Origin of the sequence: Paraburkholderia sp. BL6665CI2N2 (assembly GCF_004366535.1) — a bacterium.
Lineage (GTDB): Bacteria > Pseudomonadota > Gammaproteobacteria > Burkholderiales > Burkholderiaceae > Paraburkholderia.
In genome coordinates, this window is the sequence record NZ_SORC01000001.1 from 26,994 (window position 1) to 45,516 (window position 18,523).

The 18,523-nt window shown below is 59.7% G+C and carries 13 protein-coding genes and 2 pseudogenes; 8 read left to right on the forward strand and 7 right to left on the reverse strand.

Going from position 1 to position 18,523, the window contains the following annotated elements; all coding sequences use genetic code 11:
- Positions 1–488 precede the first annotated feature (488 nt).
- From gltS to nhaA, 3 genes and pseudogenes are all read left to right on the forward strand, one after another.
- Positions 489–1,691: pseudogene (gene gltS / locus B0G81_RS00125) on the forward strand (sodium/glutamate symporter).
- Positions 1,692–2,733: 1,042 nt separating this feature from the next.
- Complete coding sequence (locus B0G81_RS00130; RefSeq protein ID WP_106284734.1) at positions 2,734–3,315, forward strand: YSC84-related protein; 582 nt, start codon at positions 2,734–2,736, stop codon at positions 3,313–3,315.
- Between the two features lie 176 nt (positions 3,316–3,491).
- Complete coding sequence (gene nhaA, locus B0G81_RS00135) at positions 3,492–4,706, forward strand: Na+/H+ antiporter NhaA (protein WP_134132245.1); 1,215 nt, start codon at positions 3,492–3,494, stop codon at positions 4,704–4,706.
- A gap of 123 nt (positions 4,707–4,829) precedes the next feature.
- On the opposite strand, the gene B0G81_RS00140 is transcribed toward nhaA, so the two are convergent.
- Positions 4,830–5,504 (reverse strand): hypothetical protein, encoded by a 675-nt coding sequence (locus B0G81_RS00140; RefSeq protein ID WP_134132249.1) that lies wholly within the window; start codon positions 5,502–5,504, stop codon positions 4,830–4,832.
- Between the two features lie 729 nt (positions 5,505–6,233).
- On the opposite strand from B0G81_RS00140, the gene B0G81_RS00145 reads away from it, so the two are divergent.
- Complete coding sequence (locus B0G81_RS00145) at positions 6,234–7,820, forward strand: phospholipase D family protein (RefSeq protein ID WP_134132252.1); 1,587 nt, start codon at positions 6,234–6,236, stop codon at positions 7,818–7,820.
- 115 nt (positions 7,821–7,935) lie between these two features.
- On the opposite strand, the gene B0G81_RS00150 is transcribed toward B0G81_RS00145, so the two are convergent.
- The 4 genes and pseudogenes from B0G81_RS00150 to B0G81_RS00165 form a co-directional block, all read right to left on the reverse strand.
- Positions 7,936–8,682: a carbonic anhydrase family protein gene (locus B0G81_RS00150; protein ID WP_134132255.1), complete on the reverse strand. Its 747-nt coding sequence runs from the start codon at positions 8,680–8,682 to the stop codon at positions 7,936–7,938.
- A gap of 461 nt (positions 8,683–9,143) precedes the next feature.
- Entirely contained in the window at positions 9,144–10,442 is a 1,299-nt protein-coding gene (locus tag B0G81_RS00155) for a TAXI family TRAP transporter solute-binding subunit (RefSeq protein ID WP_134142945.1), read from the reverse strand.
- A 267-nt stretch (positions 10,443–10,709) separates the two neighbouring features.
- Positions 10,710–12,179 (reverse strand): NADH-quinone oxidoreductase subunit NuoN, encoded by a 1,470-nt coding sequence (nuoN, locus tag B0G81_RS00160; protein WP_134132257.1) that lies wholly within the window; start codon positions 12,177–12,179, stop codon positions 10,710–10,712.
- Positions 12,180–13,107: 928 nt separating this feature from the next.
- Positions 13,108–13,796 (reverse strand): annotated as a pseudogene (locus B0G81_RS00165) (CBS domain-containing protein).
- Positions 13,797–13,985: 189 nt separating this feature from the next.
- Here B0G81_RS00165 and B0G81_RS00175 point away from each other — a divergent pair.
- Positions 13,986–14,447, forward strand: coding sequence for a hypothetical protein (locus B0G81_RS00175; protein WP_243856320.1), 462 nt, complete (start codon positions 13,986–13,988; stop codon positions 14,445–14,447).
- 166 nt (positions 14,448–14,613) lie between these two features.
- Here the strand turns inward: B0G81_RS00175 and B0G81_RS00180 are convergent, their stop codons facing one another.
- Positions 14,614–15,600, reverse strand: coding sequence for a zinc-dependent alcohol dehydrogenase family protein (locus B0G81_RS00180; protein ID WP_134132266.1), 987 nt, complete (start codon positions 15,598–15,600; stop codon positions 14,614–14,616).
- A 183-nt stretch (positions 15,601–15,783) separates the two neighbouring features.
- On the opposite strand from B0G81_RS00180, the gene B0G81_RS00185 reads away from it, so the two are divergent.
- Positions 15,784–16,815 carry a nitroreductase family protein gene (locus B0G81_RS00185; protein ID WP_134132272.1) on the forward strand — a complete coding sequence of 344 codons (1,032 nt, stop codon included), beginning with the start codon at positions 15,784–15,786 and terminating at the stop codon, positions 16,813–16,815.
- A gap of 35 nt (positions 16,816–16,850) precedes the next feature.
- Here the strand turns inward: B0G81_RS00185 and B0G81_RS00190 are convergent, their stop codons facing one another.
- On the reverse strand, positions 16,851–17,126 hold the full coding sequence (locus tag B0G81_RS00190; RefSeq protein WP_134132275.1) for a DUF1488 domain-containing protein: 276 nt from the start codon (positions 17,124–17,126) through the stop codon (positions 16,851–16,853).
- A gap of 246 nt (positions 17,127–17,372) precedes the next feature.
- On the opposite strand from B0G81_RS00190, the gene B0G81_RS00195 reads away from it, so the two are divergent.
- On the forward strand, positions 17,373–18,041 hold the full coding sequence (locus B0G81_RS00195; RefSeq protein ID WP_134132277.1) for a nitroreductase family protein: 669 nt from the start codon (positions 17,373–17,375) through the stop codon (positions 18,039–18,041).
- 160 nt (positions 18,042–18,201) lie between these two features.
- The gene (locus tag B0G81_RS00200) at positions 18,202–18,492 is read left to right on the forward strand and encodes a cytochrome C (protein ID WP_134142946.1); all 291 of its coding nucleotides are present in this window, start codon (positions 18,202–18,204) and stop codon (positions 18,490–18,492) included.
- The last annotated feature ends 31 nt before the right edge of the window (positions 18,493–18,523 follow it).

An 18,523-nucleotide genomic window follows, 5' to 3' on the forward strand; every position in this document is an offset into this window, starting at 1 on the left:
ACCATGATGCCACGGCCCTTTCCTGCTAACGAACTTTCTTTCGCGATACCGGTTACCTGCAAACGCAAACTGCCCCGTCGCATTCGTCGCAGCAGGGCGTTGGCGAATGACGGCAATCCGCGTCGACATGACCGCTCGCCAACTGATCAAACTGCAACTCCTGGCGGCTGAATGCCGACTCCTTCGGTGAAAAAAAATGGGTGTCAATGGGTACACGCGCCGCCTATTATCATTTTGTAGAAGGTCAATTCCTCCCGACCAGTGTGCTTGCGTCGCTGCACTGCGACGAGTCGTTTTTATCAAGAGGCAAGTTATCGGCGCTCTCACTTTCGAAGACGCGAACATGTCACACCGCTCCGTCTCGGCGTGATCGTTGGCACTGCATCGTTGGATATTTACCGGTTGCCTGGTGGGCTTTGCGTGAAATCGTTCACTCGCCGGCGCACCGTATGGGTCCGTGTGAGCATCCTCCCGACTGGGGGTGGGACATGTTCAGGCTCGACACGCAGGAAACGCTGATGGCTGCCGCCCTGGTGCTTCTGCTTGGTCGCCAGATTCTTGCCCGGATCCGTGTGCTTCGAACTTATACGATCCCCGAACCGGTGGTTGGCGGCCTGCTGGTCGCGTTACTCGTGTTTGCGTTACGCAGCATCTTGCGAATTGAAGTGCAATTCGACACGACGCTTCAGGCGCCTCTCATGCTCACCTTCTTTGCCACCATCGGCCTTAATGCCGACCTGGCGGGACTGAAAGCCGGCGGCCGTGCGTTGATCGTCTTTCTCGGTGTCGTGGTCGGACTGCTCGTGATGCAGGATACGCTTGGCATCGGATCGGCCTGGGCGTTAGGGCAAGACCGCCTTCTCGGTCTGCTCGGCGCATCGGTGACCCTATCCGGCGGACACGGGACGGGAGCGGCGTGAGCGAAGGTTTTTGCAGCTCGTCACGGGCTTGCCTCGGCAACGGAGATTGCGATTGCCTGCGCAACGTTCGGCCTGATCCTCGGCGGATTGATCGGTGGACCGGTCGCGCGTTTTCTCATCAGCCGGTACAGTCTTTCCCCCAGCCCCAAACCTGATGTCGCGGGCACAACAGGCTTCGAACAACCAAAGGCAGTACGGCCGATCACGGCAGAGGCCGTAATCGAAACAGTGGCGCTCATAGCCGTTTGCCTTGCCGTTGGTTCGGCACTCGCATCGTGGATTGCCGGCACAGCGTTCGAACTGCCGACGTTCGTGTGCGTCTTGTTTATCGGCGTCATCCTGCGCAACGCGCTCGCCGTGCGCGGTCTGTATCAACCATTCGAGCTCGCGGTGTCGCTGCTCGGCAATGTTAGCCTCGGGCTTTTTCTCGCCATTGCGCTGATGAGCCTACGCCTATGGGATCTCGCCTCGCTTGCACTACCACTCCTCGCGATTCTGGTCATGCAGGCGATCGCAATGGCGACGTACGCGATTTTCATCACCTTTCGCGCGATGGGCCGCAACTATGACGCGGCCGTGCTGGCCGCCGGACACTGTGGTTTCGGCCTCGGTGCCACGCCGACTGCCATCGCCAACATGCAGGCCATTACAGAACGTTTCGGCCCATCGCATCTCGCCTTTCTGGTTGTACCGATGGTGGGCGCATTTTTTATCGACATCGCCAACGCGATCGTCATCAAGTTGTTTCTGCTGCTCCCTATTTATGGCTAAAGTCCGTCTCTCGGCCGCTCATCCGGACGCGATGTGAGACCGGAGCGTTCGTTGAAGAGGTCCGCTTGCCAACCGGGCGTGATAGCCGGATTCGTCTGTTCCGCGCGGCGCATCCTGCCGCCGCACCTCTCTTTCGTGAGACGCTCTGCCCGCTCGCGTTTCATGCTGTACTTCGTCCAGGAGGGCGTCGGAGCAAGCATCGATGTTTTTGCACTCATCGGGGATGCCCTACCTGTGCAACACTCCCGTGCATCTGCCAACCACCTCCCATCGCGCGAAACATCGCGATCTGGGCATGAATCACCGCGACCTTTTCCTTCGCGTGCGATCTGCACGACACGCCCCGTCACGTCGAATTCAAGCGACGAGGGTCGAGCGCTGGCGAAAAATCACGGTCATCCCTGAGACCACAACCTTGCGTCGCGAAAGGGATTGGCCAGAAACCTTCCCTCGAACGCGTGTATACACCTAGGACCAAAGTCCACTTTCTCGGCATCCGGACCGTATGACATGATGCCATCAGGCGGAAGCTCGCAGCCGGCCTGTCATGGCCGCCGACAAATGGGAGGCGACGCCTTGGCCCGTATTCGTAGCGGCCGAAAAAAACAGCGCTCAAATTGCTTCAATGTTGTCCGACCAATGAACGCCGAGATCGAGACGTCATACTGCGCAGCCTGTTCATGTGGCGCTGTTCAACAGCCGCCCGTAGTGCACTATTTCGCGCGGTGCATACGGAGACCGGAAATGCATGTAATGAACGTATGAAGTGCTCCAAGATCAGGCCAGGTCGTTCGTCTTTCTAGCGGGCGCGCACTCGCCAGACGCTGACATCAGGACCGAGGGCTTAACGTTATTCACATGCGTGCTGTTCGTACGCCATAGCGCCTGCGGGCAGATTGAGCAGCAGAGAGGACCTGCATGGCAGCACCGACCGATCGGTAGCGCGCTGCAATACGCCTCTGCCCGGGAGGCGCGGCGACTCGACCAGCGCCATCAAACCGATCAACAGGAAACGACGGCGGGAATTGCAATGGAGGATGACATGCAACGACGTAATTTTCTGCTGCACACCGCGACCGGCATCACCGGTCTACTCCTTGCGGGATGCACCACGACTCCGAGTGGGACCAGGAGTGAGGCGACTGACGCGTCAAAACGCCAGTCGATTGACGCAAGCGTTGATGGAACGATATCGCGACTCTACGCGTCGGTGCCGGGCGCGCGCGAGCTCGTGTCCAAAGCGCAAGGCGTGCTGGTGTTTCCCTCAGTTCTCCAGGTCGGGTTCGTTGTAGGTGGACAGTACGGCGAAGGTGCGCTGCGGGTAGCCGAGCGCACGGTCGGCTACTACAGTACGGTATCAGGTTCGTTCGGTCTTACAGCCGGCGCACAATCCAAGGCGATCATCTTCCTTTTCATGACGGAAGATGCACTCCAGAAATTCCGCGGCGCCAAGGGGTGGTCGGTTGGCACTGACGCGTCAGTTGCACTCGTGAAAATAGGCGCAAACGGCACAATCGATACGTCGACGGCAACCGCCGCTGTTGACGCAATTGTGCTGACCAACTCGGGGCTGATGGCCGACGTTTCCCTTTCGGGAACCAAGGTGAGCCCACTCAGTATCTGAATGCAATCTCAGCGATCCGGGGCATGCATGCACGAACGACGGATATGTGGAATCACTTTTAGTTGCACTGCGACGCACAGACGTTACTCTACTTTCTGAACGGACGGGACCACGCGACCCCGCCTCTATCCCAGGCTTCACCCTCACGAGAACCTGCCGATGCGCGAGCCGACACGATGAATCACAATGCGTCTCGTAAGCTTTCCGATGGCCTTTCCGAATTCCTGAAAATGGAATCGGCCGGGGGCCTGTTGCTCGCGGCCGCCGCGCTTCTCGCCTTGATCTTCAGCAACTCGCCGCTTCGGCAGATCTATGACCATTTGCTGAACATTCCGGTCGAGATCCGGTTTGGGTCGTTCCACATCGGAAAGCCACTACTGCTCTGGATTAACGACGGATTGATGGCCATCTTCTTTCTTCTGGTCGGGCTTGAAGTGAAACGTGAGGTGATCGAAGGTGAACTGTCAACGCCCGCGCAAGTAGTGCTGCCGGTCGTCGCCGGCGCTGGCGGCATGGTGGTGCCTGCACTCATTTTCTTCTTTATTTGCCGCGGTGATACGGCAAACCTCCGCGGCTGGGCCATTCCGACGGCAACTGATATCGCGTTTGCGCTCGGCATCCTTTCCCTCCTCGGCCGCCGGGTGCCGATGTCGCTGAAAGTATTTCTGACCGCAGTTGCGATAGCCGACGACCTCGGGGCCATCGTTATCATTGCGCTCTTCTATACCGCTGATCTTTCGCTTGCAATGCTCTTTCTGGCGGCCTGCGCCATCGCGGTCCTGATTGCGCTGAACCGGCAAAGGGTTACGCGCCTTGCGCCCTATATTCTCACCGGAATCGTCCTGTGGATATTCGTTCTGAAGTCCGGTGTTCACGCAACGCTTGCGGGTGTCGCACTGGCGTTCGCCATACCCTTGAAGACGAAGGACGCCACAGGACAAGCTCCCCTGCATCAGCTTGAACACGGCCTGCACCCGTGGGTTGCCTTCGCGGTACTGCCTGTCTTTGCGTTTGCAAACGCCGGCGTATCGTTTGCCGGCGTTACCCTTGCTGCGCTGTCGGCGCCGCTGCCACTCGGTATTGCGGCGGGTCTCTTTGTCGGCAAGCTCGTCGGTGTATATGGTGCAGGTGCAGCACTCATCGCTGTCGGGCTGGGAAAACTTCCCGAGGGGGCAAGCTGGCGACAATTCGCTGGCGTCGCCTCATTGTGCGGCGTCGGCTTCACGATGAGTCTGTTCATCGGTTCCCTCGCGTTCGAAGGAGCCGAATTCTTCACTCCTGTCCGGCTGGGCGTCATCGTCGGCTCATTACTTTCCGGGATTGCCGGGTGCCTCCTTCTGAGCTTCGGATCGAAACCTTCCCTTGCGGAATCGCCGCAAAGTGCGGCATGAACGTTCCCCGCATTGACGGTTACGTGTCAGCCGCGAGAGGGCGCGCGACGCCAGTTCCGCACATCTGCGACCTTCGGTCATCCGACGCGGGCAAGACCGTCTGCAAGTAGCGCGTTAATTTCTTCAACGTACACACGATACGTAGTTTGGTTGCGGATCGTGCCGGATGCTCACCCGGCCGTCGGCCAGATTCACTACCTTGTGCATGCGGTTCCCTGCAAGCGTATGCGACCAATACGGGCTGGAACCGCCCCAAGCATAGATACCACCCTCATAACGCGAGTCGTCTTTTGACGCGACGATTGCATTATGGCTTCCTCCACCCTGACTGCCATGCGCGTTCGTATAGGCAAACAGTGCCTTCAGTTCATCAAGCGTAGGCAGCCGCATACGTCGCTTGGCACAGTGGTAAAGCGCGTCGTGGTAATCGTACATCACGATTCGTAATCCGTTGAAGGCGTCGGGCGCGCCTTTTTTTATCCGCGCGCTGTTCTTCTCCCAAGCGTAGGTGTCAATCGCGGGACGGCTAAAGCAGGTCTTTTCGTGCGAGAAAACCGTCGTGCCACCACCCGCCGTCGGATATGTTCCTTTAGGTATGCAGATTTCACGGGTAGTCACGTTGGCGTCCGCCGGCTCCGCGCCGAACGAGAAACTCGAACCGGGTAGTGCCGCCGCTGTCGACAACGCCAGAAACAACACAGCGCGTCCATGCAGCTTTCCGATGGTTAGTGTCATGGCAATCCAGTCACCGGTAGCCAATCGAGCTGCAACTGCCCCGCTCTTCAAGACATCGAGCATAAGCATTCTCCCTGATACAACCATGGATACAGCAAGGGCCCATGTATCGGGCACACTCAGGTTGTAGCCGCGAAGGCCCGTCTGCACAAGGACCGGCGATCAGAAATTCTGCCATTCTCAATCCACGTCACGCAGTCGGGCCCAATCTATCTGCTCGGGTCGCGACTCTCCGTTGGCGCTACCTCTCATATTTTTGTAAGCCGGCTGCCACGGTATGGAATCGCTTAATGCACTTGCTGCACAAGCCCGTCACATCTGGACAAGGAGCGGCAGGGTTTTCCACGCGCCATCAGCCTGTCGATTTCAAATGCGAGAGTCTTGCAAAGAAGATGTTCGCGACACTACAGCGGAAGCTGTATGCGAAATGGCGTTAAGACAAATTGGTCCTCACGTCAGCAAGAAGGGGCAGCTGTTCCGCAGTTGTGCGCCGATCCGCCCCGCGGAGCATGGCAAGCATTGTCAAACGGGCCTATAACGTAAAAGTGGGCCTCAAGACCGCGTGAAAGAAAGCCTCAAGAAAGGAAGTGACGTCTTGCAAGCTGCCCCGTGACAAAAACAAGGCCCTGTCTGACACGGCATTTCCCTGTCCGGACCTGAAGTGAAAGGGAGTCTTCCGTGAAAAAGATGAATGAGCGAACACTTTCCCCGGCGTTCCAATCGCTCAGATTCCTCTTGCGGCTCAGGAAAAGATGAAGTCCCATTTGTTTGTCCGCAGAGCCCGGTTAAGCCATGCCATTGCCGAGACACTTTGCGCCCGGCTTCTTCCAAAGGTCGCTTATTGTCGTTTCATTGAATGTCGTCTGCGCGGCCGCGCTGTGCGGTTGCGCGTTGCCACCGCTTGAAAGCCGCACGCCATCGACGGCAATAAGCAACGCAGAGGCGCAGGCCACAACGCTTGGGCGTTCTGCCGCTCATGAGCTTGCTGCTCACCATGATCTGGCCGGTATCCATCCGCTAGCGGACCCGCGTGCAGCCTTCGCTGCGCGCATGGAGCTAATTCGCACGGCTGAGCGTACGCTGGACGTCCAATATTACATCTGGCGAAGTGACCTCACGGGCACGCTCCTGCTCGATGCATTACGTGCGGCGGCCGATCGCGGCGTACGCGTACGCCTGCTGCTGGACGACTACGGTATATCGTCTTCACTCGATGGCACGCTGGCCGCGCTTCAGACGCATCCAAACATCGAGGTCCGGTTGTTCAATCCGTTCGTCATCCGCAAGCCGAAGTTCATCGGCTTCCTGACGGATTTTTCGCGTGCCAACCGTCGCATGCACAACAAGTCATTCACCGCCGACGGCGCCGTAACGATCGTCGGCGGACGCAATATCGGCGACGAATACTTCGGCGCCACCGATGGCATTGTTTTCGCCGACCTCGATGTACTGGCAGTAGGCCCGATTTCAGCCGATGTCGCAAATGAGTTCGACCGGTATTGGGCGAGCGGATCGTCGTATCCGGTCGACCTTATCGTACATCGTGCCGCCAGCGACAAGCCCGATGAACTGGACCGGAAAGTTCGAGCAGTCGAAAGTGACTCGACGGCCGCCGCCTACCTGGACGCCCTGCGTGATGCACCGATCGTGCAGCAACTGCTTGACGGCACGCTACCACTGGAATGGGCCAGGGCACAGATGGTCAGCGACGACCCGGCGAAAGCTTTGAGCGAGGCACCGCCTGAGGCAAGCGTCGTACATCAATTTCGGGAGATTCTCGGCGACCCGATGCATGAACTGGATCTGGTGTCTCCGTATTTCGTTCCGGGTGCGGCCGGAACAAAATATTTCACTGAGCTCGCTCGTCGCGGCGTCGCCGTGCGCGTACTAACCAATTCACTTGAAGCCACCGACGTGACAGCGGTTCATTCCGGTTATATGACCCGTCGTGTCGAACTGCTCGAGTCGGGGGTGGAGCTGTACGAATTGCGACGATTGCCTGGCGTGGAACACAAAAGTGAGGAGCACGCCGGCATATTCGGTAGCTCGGGGTCGAGCCTGCATGCAAAGACCTTCGTAGTGGACAGCAGCCGCGTCTTTGTTGGATCATTCAATTTTGATCAGCGGTCGGCCCATCTGAATACCGAGTTAGGCTTCGTTATAGACAGCGCGCCACTTGCGAGCCGGATCGCATCCATCTTCGTGTCACTCGTACCACAGGTCGCCTATTCGACGCGCCTCGATGCCGACGGCAGACTGTACTGGCTGAAGCGGGAGAACGGGGTGGAAGTGCGCTATGACACGGAGCCCAACACGACCTGGCTGCGCCGGCTGGGGGTCTGGTTTCTTTCAATCCTGCCAATCGAATCTCTCTTGTAGACGGAACGGCATCTATGCCCGGGCCCTGTTCCCGGAGTCGCAGCTCGTGCGACCTCTCCGCAGCCTCGTAATTTCAATGGCACTGTTGCACCGCGTCGTGCGCAGACACTGAAGATCAACTGAGAAAGTCCACAGCGCCGGTTTTCAGGTTGTACATCGCACCAACGATCCTGATCGTGCCTTTGGTTTCAAGCTCCGCAAGCACCGGGCTATCCTTACGAATGTTCGCCAACGTCAATTCGACGTTCTTGCGCGCCACCGCGTCCACGAAATCATAGTTCGTCGCTGAACGATCGCCGTTGTAGGTCGTCGCCTGCACCGCGGGCTTGATCTTGTCCAGCAATCCGGTCAGATTGCCCAGCTCGGCGTTGGCAATGGCTCCCTTAATCGCGCCACACGCTGTGTGACCCATCACGAGCACTACCTTTGCGCCAGCAAGCTTGCACGCGAATTCCATGCTGCCCAGGATGTCGTTGTTTTCAACATTGCCGGCAATACGGCAGTTGAAGATATCACCGATGCCGAGATCCATGATCACTTCAGCCGGCGCGCGCGAATCGATACAACTGAGGAGCACGGCTGCCGGATACTGTCCGCCGGCACTCGCCCTCTGTTCATTCAGGTAATTGCGTGCTTTCCTCTCGCCCCGCCGGAAGCGTGCGTTACCTCGCTTCATCGCCTCGATAATCTGCTCTGGCGTCATGCTGTCGCGCTGCTCCCTGGTCAAAGCGTCGGCGTGCGCGGGACTCGCAACGAGGGCGCCGCCGGCAAGCCCGAGCGCGACCGCGGTGCCGGTGAACTTAAGCAAATTCCGACGGCCCGAACCGTTGCCGGGCAGAAGAGGCTCACATGTGTCACACATGATTCATGCTCCATTCTGGCAAACTAACGCGCTGTATAAGCCAGCGTCAGCATTGGGCTTCGAACGCGCCCATGCCTTCGGCTCGCTCATATGGCCAGGCCGCTCGCGCTGGTAGGCGATAAACATCTTTTCGTTTGGTGTTCTTCCCTGGGCGGCACAATGTCCTTTGTACAGGGTATTCGCCATGAGGCTCGAGCGCTATTGGACTTTGGTCCGATAGCGGAGGATTCACCGCCAATATGCGATATCTGGAACTACGCCAGGCGTCGGACGACCTGTGCGTTACGTGATCGGCTGACAGTCTCAGTGGCGATGGCAGCCGGCTGGTCGGCGAAACTGACATTGCCGAAAGGACTGGTGACGAGCGTGGGCGGCGACTACAAAGCTGCAACGCTTACGTTGTGGTATCGATGGTTCGATCGCTGAACCAACGCCTCTGCCGATCCATTGTCGCGGCCCCGCTATTCCTTCACCTTCTCACCGACCTGGGAAATCCGGTTCCGCACGACGCCGATCGCCTGTTTGAGGGCATAAACATCCTGAAAATAACGATACGGAATACGTATCTGGCTGGCATGCGCATCAATGTTCTCGATTTCATCCCGCCATTTCGCGACATCGTCTGGGGTGGGTTGCCTGTTTCTCCATATTTCGTCTTCCAGCGATTTTATTTCGCGATACCAGACCACAAGCCGTCTTCTTATCCGCGCCTCCAGCATGCGCGGCAATGCCTGCAGCAGGCCTAGCACAAGGGCCATGAAGGGGAGCAGGATCAGCAGCCGCCTTTCGATGAGACTGGCGAGCCAGAATGGAAGGTAGCGCTGCAGGAAGGGGCGACCCGATCTGAAATAGCGCGCGCTTTCGTCGGAAATGGGAAATTCCTCGGTGGTCAGATTGGGGAACGCGCCCAGCGGCGTGAAGTAGTCTTCACCGCCGTGGACGGTTCTGGCTGCATCCAGCAGCAGGTAGACCAGGGCCGGGTGTAGGGTATCTTTGGACACGAGCAGAGCCGTGGCGGCCAGCAGGGTGACATCAGTCTGTGGCAGATCGTCGACGATGCTGGTTGAGGCGCGGGGGAAAATAACTTTCGACAGGGACGGGAATTTCTGCACCAGCGCATCGGCCTGCGCAAAACTCATCAGCTTCAGATCGCTGTTCAGCAGCCTTATCTGCATCGCGGCGTCGGGCCTGCCAATAAAGAAAGCAGCATCCAGTTGGCCAATTTCGAGGCCTTCATATGCCTGGGTGGCGTCCATTTCCAGCAGCGTGGTGTTGTCGCCAGTGACGCCGCTATAGCCGAGCAATGCCCGGGAGACGTGAAGCAGGCCGCTGCCGGCAACGCCTATGGCGATCCTCTTGCCGCGCAGTTGTGACAGCCTGTTGACGGTAATGTCGCCACGAAAGAACACCCAGATCGGTTCGTATGAAACGGCGGCGATGGTCTGCAGGTGGTCTGTTGCTTTCGGACTGGTGGTGCCCGATTGGATAAAACCCACTTCGTATTCGCTGTCCGGATTCGTCAGCCGCTGATAGTTTTCGACCGAACCGGAAGAACTGCGGATATCGAGCGTGATGCCTTCGCGCTTCAGGATGGGTGCATAGCGATCGGCAAAGTTACGGTAGATACCTTGGTCCGCCCCGGTGGTAATGACGATCGTGCGCTGGATGGCAGGCTTGAGCATTGTCACCAACGCCCAGCCTAGCGCGGCCAGCAGCACTATCACGCAAATGACGAGAAACCGCCGGCGCCCCGGTGTCATGGGGGCCTTCTGCGTACGTTGAAGCGCTGGGTTCTGCTTGGGCATCGTTGCCCTCTCTCGTCAGGCCTCTCCTGCCGGGGTGGACTCGGGGCAAGCGTTTAAGTAACCGCGTTGCCGACAGTCGCCCGTAACGCTGCGAAGAGCTTGTTGAAATCTTCTGCAACAGCGGGACTGCGTGGTTTGGCATGCCTCCACTTGGCGTCGTCAGGAGCGGCCGGTTGACGCCGACCACCGGCAACAGCACGATGAATCAGTCCGCCGCCGACGTCAGAGCGGCAGCGTATGCGTGATTGCCTGCAGGCAGACCGTCATCAGCGGGCCCGGCACAATACCCAGCACCAGCACGGCCACACCGTTAAGCGCGAGCAGCGTGCGGTTACCGGCGCCGGCCGAGATCGGCGATGTGTCTTGCGGGTCGTCGAAGTACATCAACTTCACGATACGCAGGTAGTAGAACGCGCCGAACAGCGACGTCACCACGGCCAGCACCGCGAGCCACGTGAGGCCCGCGTTCATCGTCGCTTCGAGCACGGCGAGCTTCGCGTAGAAGCCGACGGTCGGTGGAATGCCGGCGAGCGAGAACATCATCACCATCATCACGAATGCGGACACCGGGCTGCGCTGGTTGAGACCCTTGAAGTCGTCGAGCGTGTCAGCTTCGAAATTGCGGCGCGCAAGCAGCATCAACACGCCGAACGAGCCGAGTGTCGTCACCAGATAGATGATGCTGTAGAACATCGCCGAACCGTAGGCGCTTGCCGCCGAACCCGCGTTGCCGTCCACCACGCCGGACAGCAGGCCAAGTAGCACGAAGCCCATGTTCGAGATCGTCGAGTAGGCGAGCATTCGCTTCACGTTGCGTTGAACGATACCCGTGATGTTGCCGACGATCATCGACAACGCCGCGAGAATCACCAGCATTTCCTGCCAGCCGACGGCGAGCGGCAGCAGGCCCATCACCAGGAAGCGCAGACCCCACGCGAACGCCGCGACCTTCGGACCGCCGCCGACGAACAGCGTCATCGCGGTCGGCGCGCCCTGATAGACGTCCGGCACCCACATGTGGAACGGCACCACGCCCATCTTGAATGCAACGCCCGCGACGATGAAGACGACACCGAACAGCAGCACGAACTCGTCGATGTGGCCCGAGGCAACCGCCTTCAGCACCTCGTTCAGTTCGAGCGAGCCGGTCGCACCATAGAGCATCGAGATGCCGTAAAGCAGGAAACCCGTAGCCAGTGCACCAAGCACGTAGTACTTCATCGCCGCTTCGCTCGATTGCGCGACGTCGCGGCGTACTGCAACCATTGCGTACAACGACAGCGACATCAGTTCAAGACCGAGGTACAACATCAGGAAGTGGTTGCCCGAGATCATGACCAACTGGCCGAGCAGCGAGAACATGCCGAGCAGGAATACGTGGTCGCGAAACAGGTCGCGATCTTCAAGATATCTGCGCGAATAGACGAGCGAGACCGCGAAGCCAAGCGAAACGGTTGCCTTCATCACGCTGGCGAATGGATCAATCACGATCATCCGCGAGAAAAAATAGTAGTGGTGCGGATCGGACGATTGGATTGCGAACCAGACGCCTGCCGCGGTCGACGACACGAGCGCGATGAGGTAAGTAAGACGCCGGTTCGTTGCTTCGGAGCAGAAATCTCCTACCCGGGAGGCGATCACGAAGCCGAGCACTACGAGCGCATCAGGCAGCAGTATATGTGCGTTTTGCATGATCTATATGACTCTTAGGAAGTTGGAGTCGGTTCAGCCGCATGCGAATTGCTCAACGAGGAGTTGGCCTGTTCGTCCGGACATTTTCCTCCCTGCACCCCGGCTTTGGCCTTAAGGCTTTTCAATCCGTCCATGCCGTGGGCGCCCCCGCGCATTGGTGCCGCAATTAGCGAAAGTTATTCGCGGGGTATGCGCGAGCATCTTCCATGACACGCAACGTTAGTCCGAAGTTAACTTGCCCTGTCAATTCACGTTAGCGGGAGTATCGAATCTGCCGATCACTCTTCTGCACATGTCGCGCACGCTCAGATCCGTGCCGTTGGCCGAATGGTCTGCAGACTGATAGGCCACCACTTGCCGATCTCTGATCAACACCCAGTAACTGGCTTTCTGTAGACCTGCCAAGACTGTCTTTGGCGTTTATGACCAAGCACACCACATAACCGAAGTACAGATGGAAACTGAACCCGCCCCACGACTTTTGCGCACGCTGAGGTACTGAACCAGTGCGTTAGTTGTGTCCTCAAACCGTGCTTCGCGATACCTCTCAAGGATCGTTTTGTAGTCGGCTGGGTAGGGACCGTACTGCGCGCGCAGGCTACCAATCTAAACCGGTGCAGCCCGGGTATGCGCAAAGTACGTAAGGCATTAAGTAAAACACGCAGACGGACGAAAACAAAACGCTCGAGAGGTTTGAATCCTACCGGGTCAAAGTAAGCCTCGAGAAGGAGGATGTAAACGTTTTTCTGACCTCCGCCGCGGACATTCAAGCATGCGGTCTCGACAGCTGAGTTTGCGAGCAGTGACACGAAAAGCGATGCGACGCTCTTCAACAAACGGAAAGTTGCTATAGATCGAGGTACCGGTTCGACACGCGGGTTCGGCTTCTCGGGTCTGTGTGAACGTACGCAGACAGCCGAACCGATTCTTAGATGCCGGGCATCACAGGATAAGGCTCAGTATGATCCTCCACGCTTTTGACGCCTGGAATGCTTTGCGCCGCCACGCGAACGGAATCGACGGCTTCCTTCGAATGGAAGGCGCCCCACAGGTGCACCACCCCATCGGTGACAACGACATTTCTTCCGGCGAATGCCCAATTGCGACCCGCCAGTTCACCCATCAACGTCGCGCGAATCTCGCCATCCGAAAGCGTCCCGTCCGACGCCGGCTCGTCGGGAATACTGCCAGCGCCTGCACAAGATTGGCCCGGCAGACGATGCCCGCAAGCCTGCCCTCTTTCATCACCGGTACCCGCTTGATGCGCCGCGACTCGAGAATGCCGGCCACTTCGCCGAGCGGGGTGTCGGCCTGAACGGTTACCACGTCGGACGTCATCACGTCGCGCACCTTCAGCGCATGGGTTTTGATGTAGTCGCGCGCCTCGTGACCGGCGGACCAGAGATCGAGCCAGGAGGTTCGCTTGCGCGTATCGGTGCCAAGCTCGGCCCGACGCAGCAGGTCGCCTTCGCTGATCATGCCGGCGACGCGGCCGTCGGGATCGAGCACTGGCGCCCCGCTGATGCCGTTGTCCACAAAAACTCTGGCGGCCTCGCGCACAGTCATATCGGGCTTGACGGAAACAACATTGCTGGTCATGACATCTGATGCACGCATGGCAAGTCTCCCTGGCTGTTGCGTTGAATATCTTCTGGCGCCTGACGCGAGAATGTCTTCGACATCTTGAATTGCACCCACACGATCCCTTCGTGCAAACCGACAAGTACGGCCTCAGTTCGGTCGGAAAAACGCTGCTGTGTGTGAACTCGTGAGTGAAGACGCCGTCTGTGTGTCAGCAGCAAGACGGTGAGCACCTACACGACGCGCATCCTCAGAAAATGCAGATGCCGCACGAAGCCGCGCTGGTGCGCTACGCAATGCGGCACAAGCTGCTCGGGGACGATGAGGAAATCTAGCACGGCCCCGGCGCCCGTACACGACTTCGAACTCGCCTACCTGAAGCTCGTTCGTCGCCGATTTTATTTTGAGATCGGCCCGGCCGATACTTCGAGCCATGAACCAAGCCCGTCACTGCCAACCTTGCGCGTGTTCCTTGTCGGGGACGCGATTTCCGTCAGAACGCGGATGGCGGAGCATTTTGGTGCGACCGAAGGTGTTGTGATCATCGGCGCAGCCGAGGAACCTGCCGCCGCATTCGACGGCATCGGCACGTCGGCCGCAGACGTCGTTGTCCTGAATCTGCATCTGACGGGCGGCGCCGGTTTTGAACCCTGCTGCGCAGTCTCGTGCGAAGCCTGTCCCCGGTGATCCCGATCGTCCTAACGAATCGTTCGGTCAACGGGTTCCAGCAGGCGTGTCTCGCGTGCGGCGCGCGGTATTTCTTCGACAAGACGGGTACCGCGAAAGAGGCGTGTTCAGGCAGGGCTGTCAGCCGCCTTTCTTTCGCCGCCAGAACAAGTCACGAAGCGGCACGCTACCTGATCGACAGCACCGCAGCCCCCGTCAGTCTGCCCGACCGTAGATCATCGAGCGCCCGGTTGGCGTCACTCAATGCGTAGGTGGTCGTTTCGATTTGCAGCCGGGTGTTCGCGGCCACCTGCATGAACGCGGCGCCATCATCGCGCGTCAGATTCGCAACCGACACCACGCGCCGTTCGCCCCACAGAAACGCATACGGAAACGACGGGATGTCGCTCATGTGAATGCCTCCACACACGACGATCCCGCCCTTCGCCACCGCCTTGAGGGCGATCGGCACCAGCGCCCCGACCGGCGCGAACAGGAGCGCGGCGTCCAGTTCGTCGGGCGGTGCGACGTCGCTCCCGCCTGCCCACGCGGCGCCGAGGCGCCGCGCGAACTGCTGGCCGACGACGTCGCCCGCGCGGGTAAACGCATACACGGTCCTTCCCTCTTGACGCGCAATCTGCGCAACGATATGCGCGGCCGCGCCGTAACCGTATATACCGATGCGCCGCGCGTCGCCCGCCATACTGAGCGTGCGGTAGCCGATCAATCCCGCGCACAGTAGCGGCGCCGCTTCGACATCGGAATACTGCGCAGGCAGATGAAAGCAATAGCGGCTGTCCGCGACGGTGCGTTCAGCGTAGCCGCCGTCGAGGGTGTAGCCCGTAAAGCCGGGATCGTCGCAGAGGTTTTCGCGCGCGCTCGCGCAATAGCGGCAATGGCCACACGTATGGCCGAGCCAAGGCACGCCGACCCGCTCGCCGACAGTGAAACCCTCGACGCCCGCGCCGAGCGCCGCGACCGTGCCGACAATTTCATGGCCCGGGATTACTGGCTGTTTCGGATGCGGCAGTTCGTGGTCGATCAGGTGCAGGTCGGTGCGACACACGCCACACGCGTGGACATCGATCAGTAACTGGCCCGCGGCGGGCCGCGGATCCGGAAGCTGCATTTCGCCCAGCCGCGAACTGCTGCCGTCGAAGACCATAGCGCGCATGTTGCCCTCCTTTCGCGAAGCCGCGCGGGGTGTGGGGTCGCCGCGAGGCAGCTCCAGCCGTCCACTCACTGCAATAAGACCACCACGCGACCAGCCTGGCTTGATCTGCGTCAAGCCGCCGCTGGCGCGGTCTGACACGATGGTTCGACGCGGTGCGCCCACCGCAGTGCGCGGAGACTCTGAATGAATACCCTTGTCCAGACAACAGCGTGGTCGGTCGATGAACAGCAATTCGACCCGCATGCCAGTATCGAAGAAAAACTCCGGTTTGCACTGCGCTATGCGGTGCTGGCGCCATCAAATCATAATACGCAGCCGTGGCATTTCCTCGTCGACGGCGAATGCGTCACGCTTTGCGCCGACCGTATGCGGGCGCTTCCGGTGGTCGATCCTTTCGACCGTGAACTGATCATCAGCTGTGGCGCCGCCCTTTTCAATCTGCGCGTGGCGCTGAGCCGCTTCGGACTCGCCTACGCGATCACGCCGTTTCCGTCGACCGCCGACGTCGACGTGCTCGCGCAGCTACGGGTCATACGGGACGGCCGCTGCGATGTCAATCTGGTGGCGCTGTTCGGTGCGATCCTTCGACGCGTGACGACGCGCGAGACATTCGTCGACGAGCCAGTGCAGCCCGAATCGCGGCGGCAGCTCGTGGAAGCCGGCACGCTCGAGGGTTGCGACATCGTCTGCGTTGAAGACGTCGCAAGCCGGGAGCAGCTCGCCGCGCTGATCGGCGAAGCCGATCAGGCGCAGTTCAGGGATCCGCGCTTTCGCCGCGAACTCGCCAGCTGGATCCACCCACGGCGGCTTCAGGGCGGCATGCCCGCCTTATCCCCGGGCGCACGCGCGTTGCTCGACTTCGGGGTGCCGCTGGTGAGTTCGATAATCCGCACGTTCGACCTGGGCGGCGGCATGGCCGCGGCCCACCATACGCTCGTCAGGGGCTCGCCGTTGCTGCTGTGCATTGCCGCTGGAACGGATGATGCACCCGCGTGGTTCGCGGCCGGCCAGGCGCTCGAACGCGCGCTGCTCACCGCGGCATCCGAAGGCTTGACGGCCTCATACCTGAATCAGCCGATCGAAGTGGCCGCGTTGCGCGAACGGCTGCGTGCCGCCCTCAATCTGGATGGCGCGCCGCAACTGCTGATACGCGTCGGCCGCGGCGCTCAGGCAGCGCATTCGCCGCGGCGTCCGCTTGATCAGGTGGTCTCGTAGCGACACCACCACAGCGTGGCCTAGGTTGCAGCCGGTCAATTGCAAAAGCGGAAATAGCCGCTATGCATCATGACAGGCTTCGGGCCCACTTCGATCAGCAGGTTTCGTGCGGCGTCTTCGATCGGACGCCGGTGCGTGTCGAATGCGGCAATCAGCTCGTCTTCACGTAACGACGCCGCGCCAAAGTGATCCTCCAGTGCCTCAGCGGTAATAGCGCATTGCACACGCACGCCGTCGATCTCCGCCCGGAAGGCAAGGATGAGATCGCGCGCGCAATATTCGGGACGTTCCTGCGGGAAATGGATATTCACGACCGCTGCCTGTAAAAGTGCGTGGCTTGAATAACAATGCCCAGTGAACCAGGCAACGTTCGCGAGTTGGAGGAAGAGTGGGCGGCCACGCGCGGCAGCCATCTGTGATCAGAATAGGCGCTATTCGCACGCCGCAGGAGGCAGTTTCGCGGTCGCGAAGGCCGGTTGATCTGAGTCAATCCGCGATTCTCGCAGCAGTGCAAGATGAGCTATGCCGTTTGCGGTTCTGGTTTGCAGGAGGCCGACATGAAACATCTCTTCAGACTTGGCACTGCCCTGCGCGATCAGGGATGCCCGCGGCCGGTCACCGGTGTGGCGTCGGCGAGGATCGAATTACCGGCGCCCGAACGCAGCGGTGGCATGCCGATCATGGAGGCGTTCGCGCGACGCCGCACGACGCGCCGTTTTGCTTCTACCCTGCTGGACGACGCGACACTCAGCAATCTGCTGTGGGCGGCCAACGGCATCAATCGGGAACCGGACGGCGGGCGAACCGCGCCGTCCGTGCTCGCCCTGCATGAAATCGACGTGTACGCAGTACTCGCATGCGGCCTCTATCGCTACGATCCACACCGCCATTGCCTCGACCTGGGCGTCGCAATCGATCTGCGCGGGCTGACAGGCTATCAGGAATTCGTATGCGACGCGCCGCTCGATCTGGTGTACGTCGCCGACCTGTCACGCATGCACGATATCGCGCCGTCGCAGCGCGAACCTTTCGCTTCGGCGAGTGCTGGAGCAATTGTGGAAAACGTATATCTCTTCTGCGCAGGCGCCAGACTGGTGGTCGCGGCGCGAAGCTGGCTCAACCGCAGCTCGCTGGGCGTCGAAATGCACCTTCCGCACGACAGCGTTGCGGTGCTTGCCCAAACGGTGGGGCACTTCGATCTGTCCGACGGCGCGGAGGAATCCTGATTGACGTTCCACCATCGATCGCGCCAGGAAGCATTGGCTTGACATGAGTCAATCACGGCAACGGCTTCAACCGTAAACTGAAACTGGAACGTCTCGTGGAGTGTGCCCCGTGAATGTAGCGCCCCACCAATATCTCGTCGCGAGTGCGCTCACACTATGGTTGACCACAAGTGGCGTGGCGCTCGCGCAGTCGGAGCCGACCGCGCTTGTCGATCAACAGCATTGCATGTTCTGCCATACCCGCGATGCGCCTTTTCTCGCGCCTTCGTTTCAGCAGATCGCAGAACGATATCGGAATGTACCGGATGCGCAGGTGATGCTCGAGCACAAATTGCGGGTCGGCGGCAAGGCTCATTGGGGTGATACGGCCATGCCGCTGCCGCCAGACCGCGGCGGGCCGCTTACGCCCAGTGACGCCCACACGTTGATCAAGTGGGTGCTCAGTCAATGAGCCGTAGCGCGACCCGCCGCGGACGCACACG

Bases quoted from the DNA above. Each gene is read 5' to 3' on its own strand.
- B0G81_RS00145 (WP_134132252.1), top strand. From the start codon at position 6,234: ATGCCATTGCCGAGACACTTTGCGCCCGGCTTCTTCCAAAGGTCGCTT.
- B0G81_RS00150 (WP_134132255.1), bottom strand. From the start codon at position 8,682: ATGTGTGACACATGTGAGCCTCTTCTGCCCGGCAACGGTTCGGGCCGT.
- B0G81_RS00185 (WP_134132272.1), top strand. From the start codon at position 15,784: ATGAATACCCTTGTCCAGACAACAGCGTGGTCGGTCGATGAACAGCAA.
- B0G81_RS00155 (WP_134142945.1), bottom strand. From the start codon at position 10,442: ATGACACCGGGGCGCCGGCGGTTTCTCGTCATTTGCGTGATAGTGCTG.
- nhaA (WP_134132245.1), top strand. From the start codon at position 3,492: ATGAATCACAATGCGTCTCGTAAGCTTTCCGATGGCCTTTCCGAATTC.
- B0G81_RS00130 (WP_106284734.1), top strand. From the start codon at position 2,734: ATGCAACGACGTAATTTTCTGCTGCACACCGCGACCGGCATCACCGGT.
- nuoN (WP_134132257.1), bottom strand. From the start codon at position 12,179: ATGCAAAACGCACATATACTGCTGCCTGATGCGCTCGTAGTGCTCGGC.
- B0G81_RS00140 (WP_134132249.1), bottom strand. From the start codon at position 5,504: ATGCTCGATGTCTTGAAGAGCGGGGCAGTTGCAGCTCGATTGGCTACC.
- B0G81_RS00195 (WP_134132277.1), top strand. From the start codon at position 17,373: ATGAAACATCTCTTCAGACTTGGCACTGCCCTGCGCGATCAGGGATGC.
- B0G81_RS00180 (WP_134132266.1), bottom strand. From the start codon at position 15,600: ATGCGCGCTATGGTCTTCGACGGCAGCAGTTCGCGGCTGGGCGAAATG.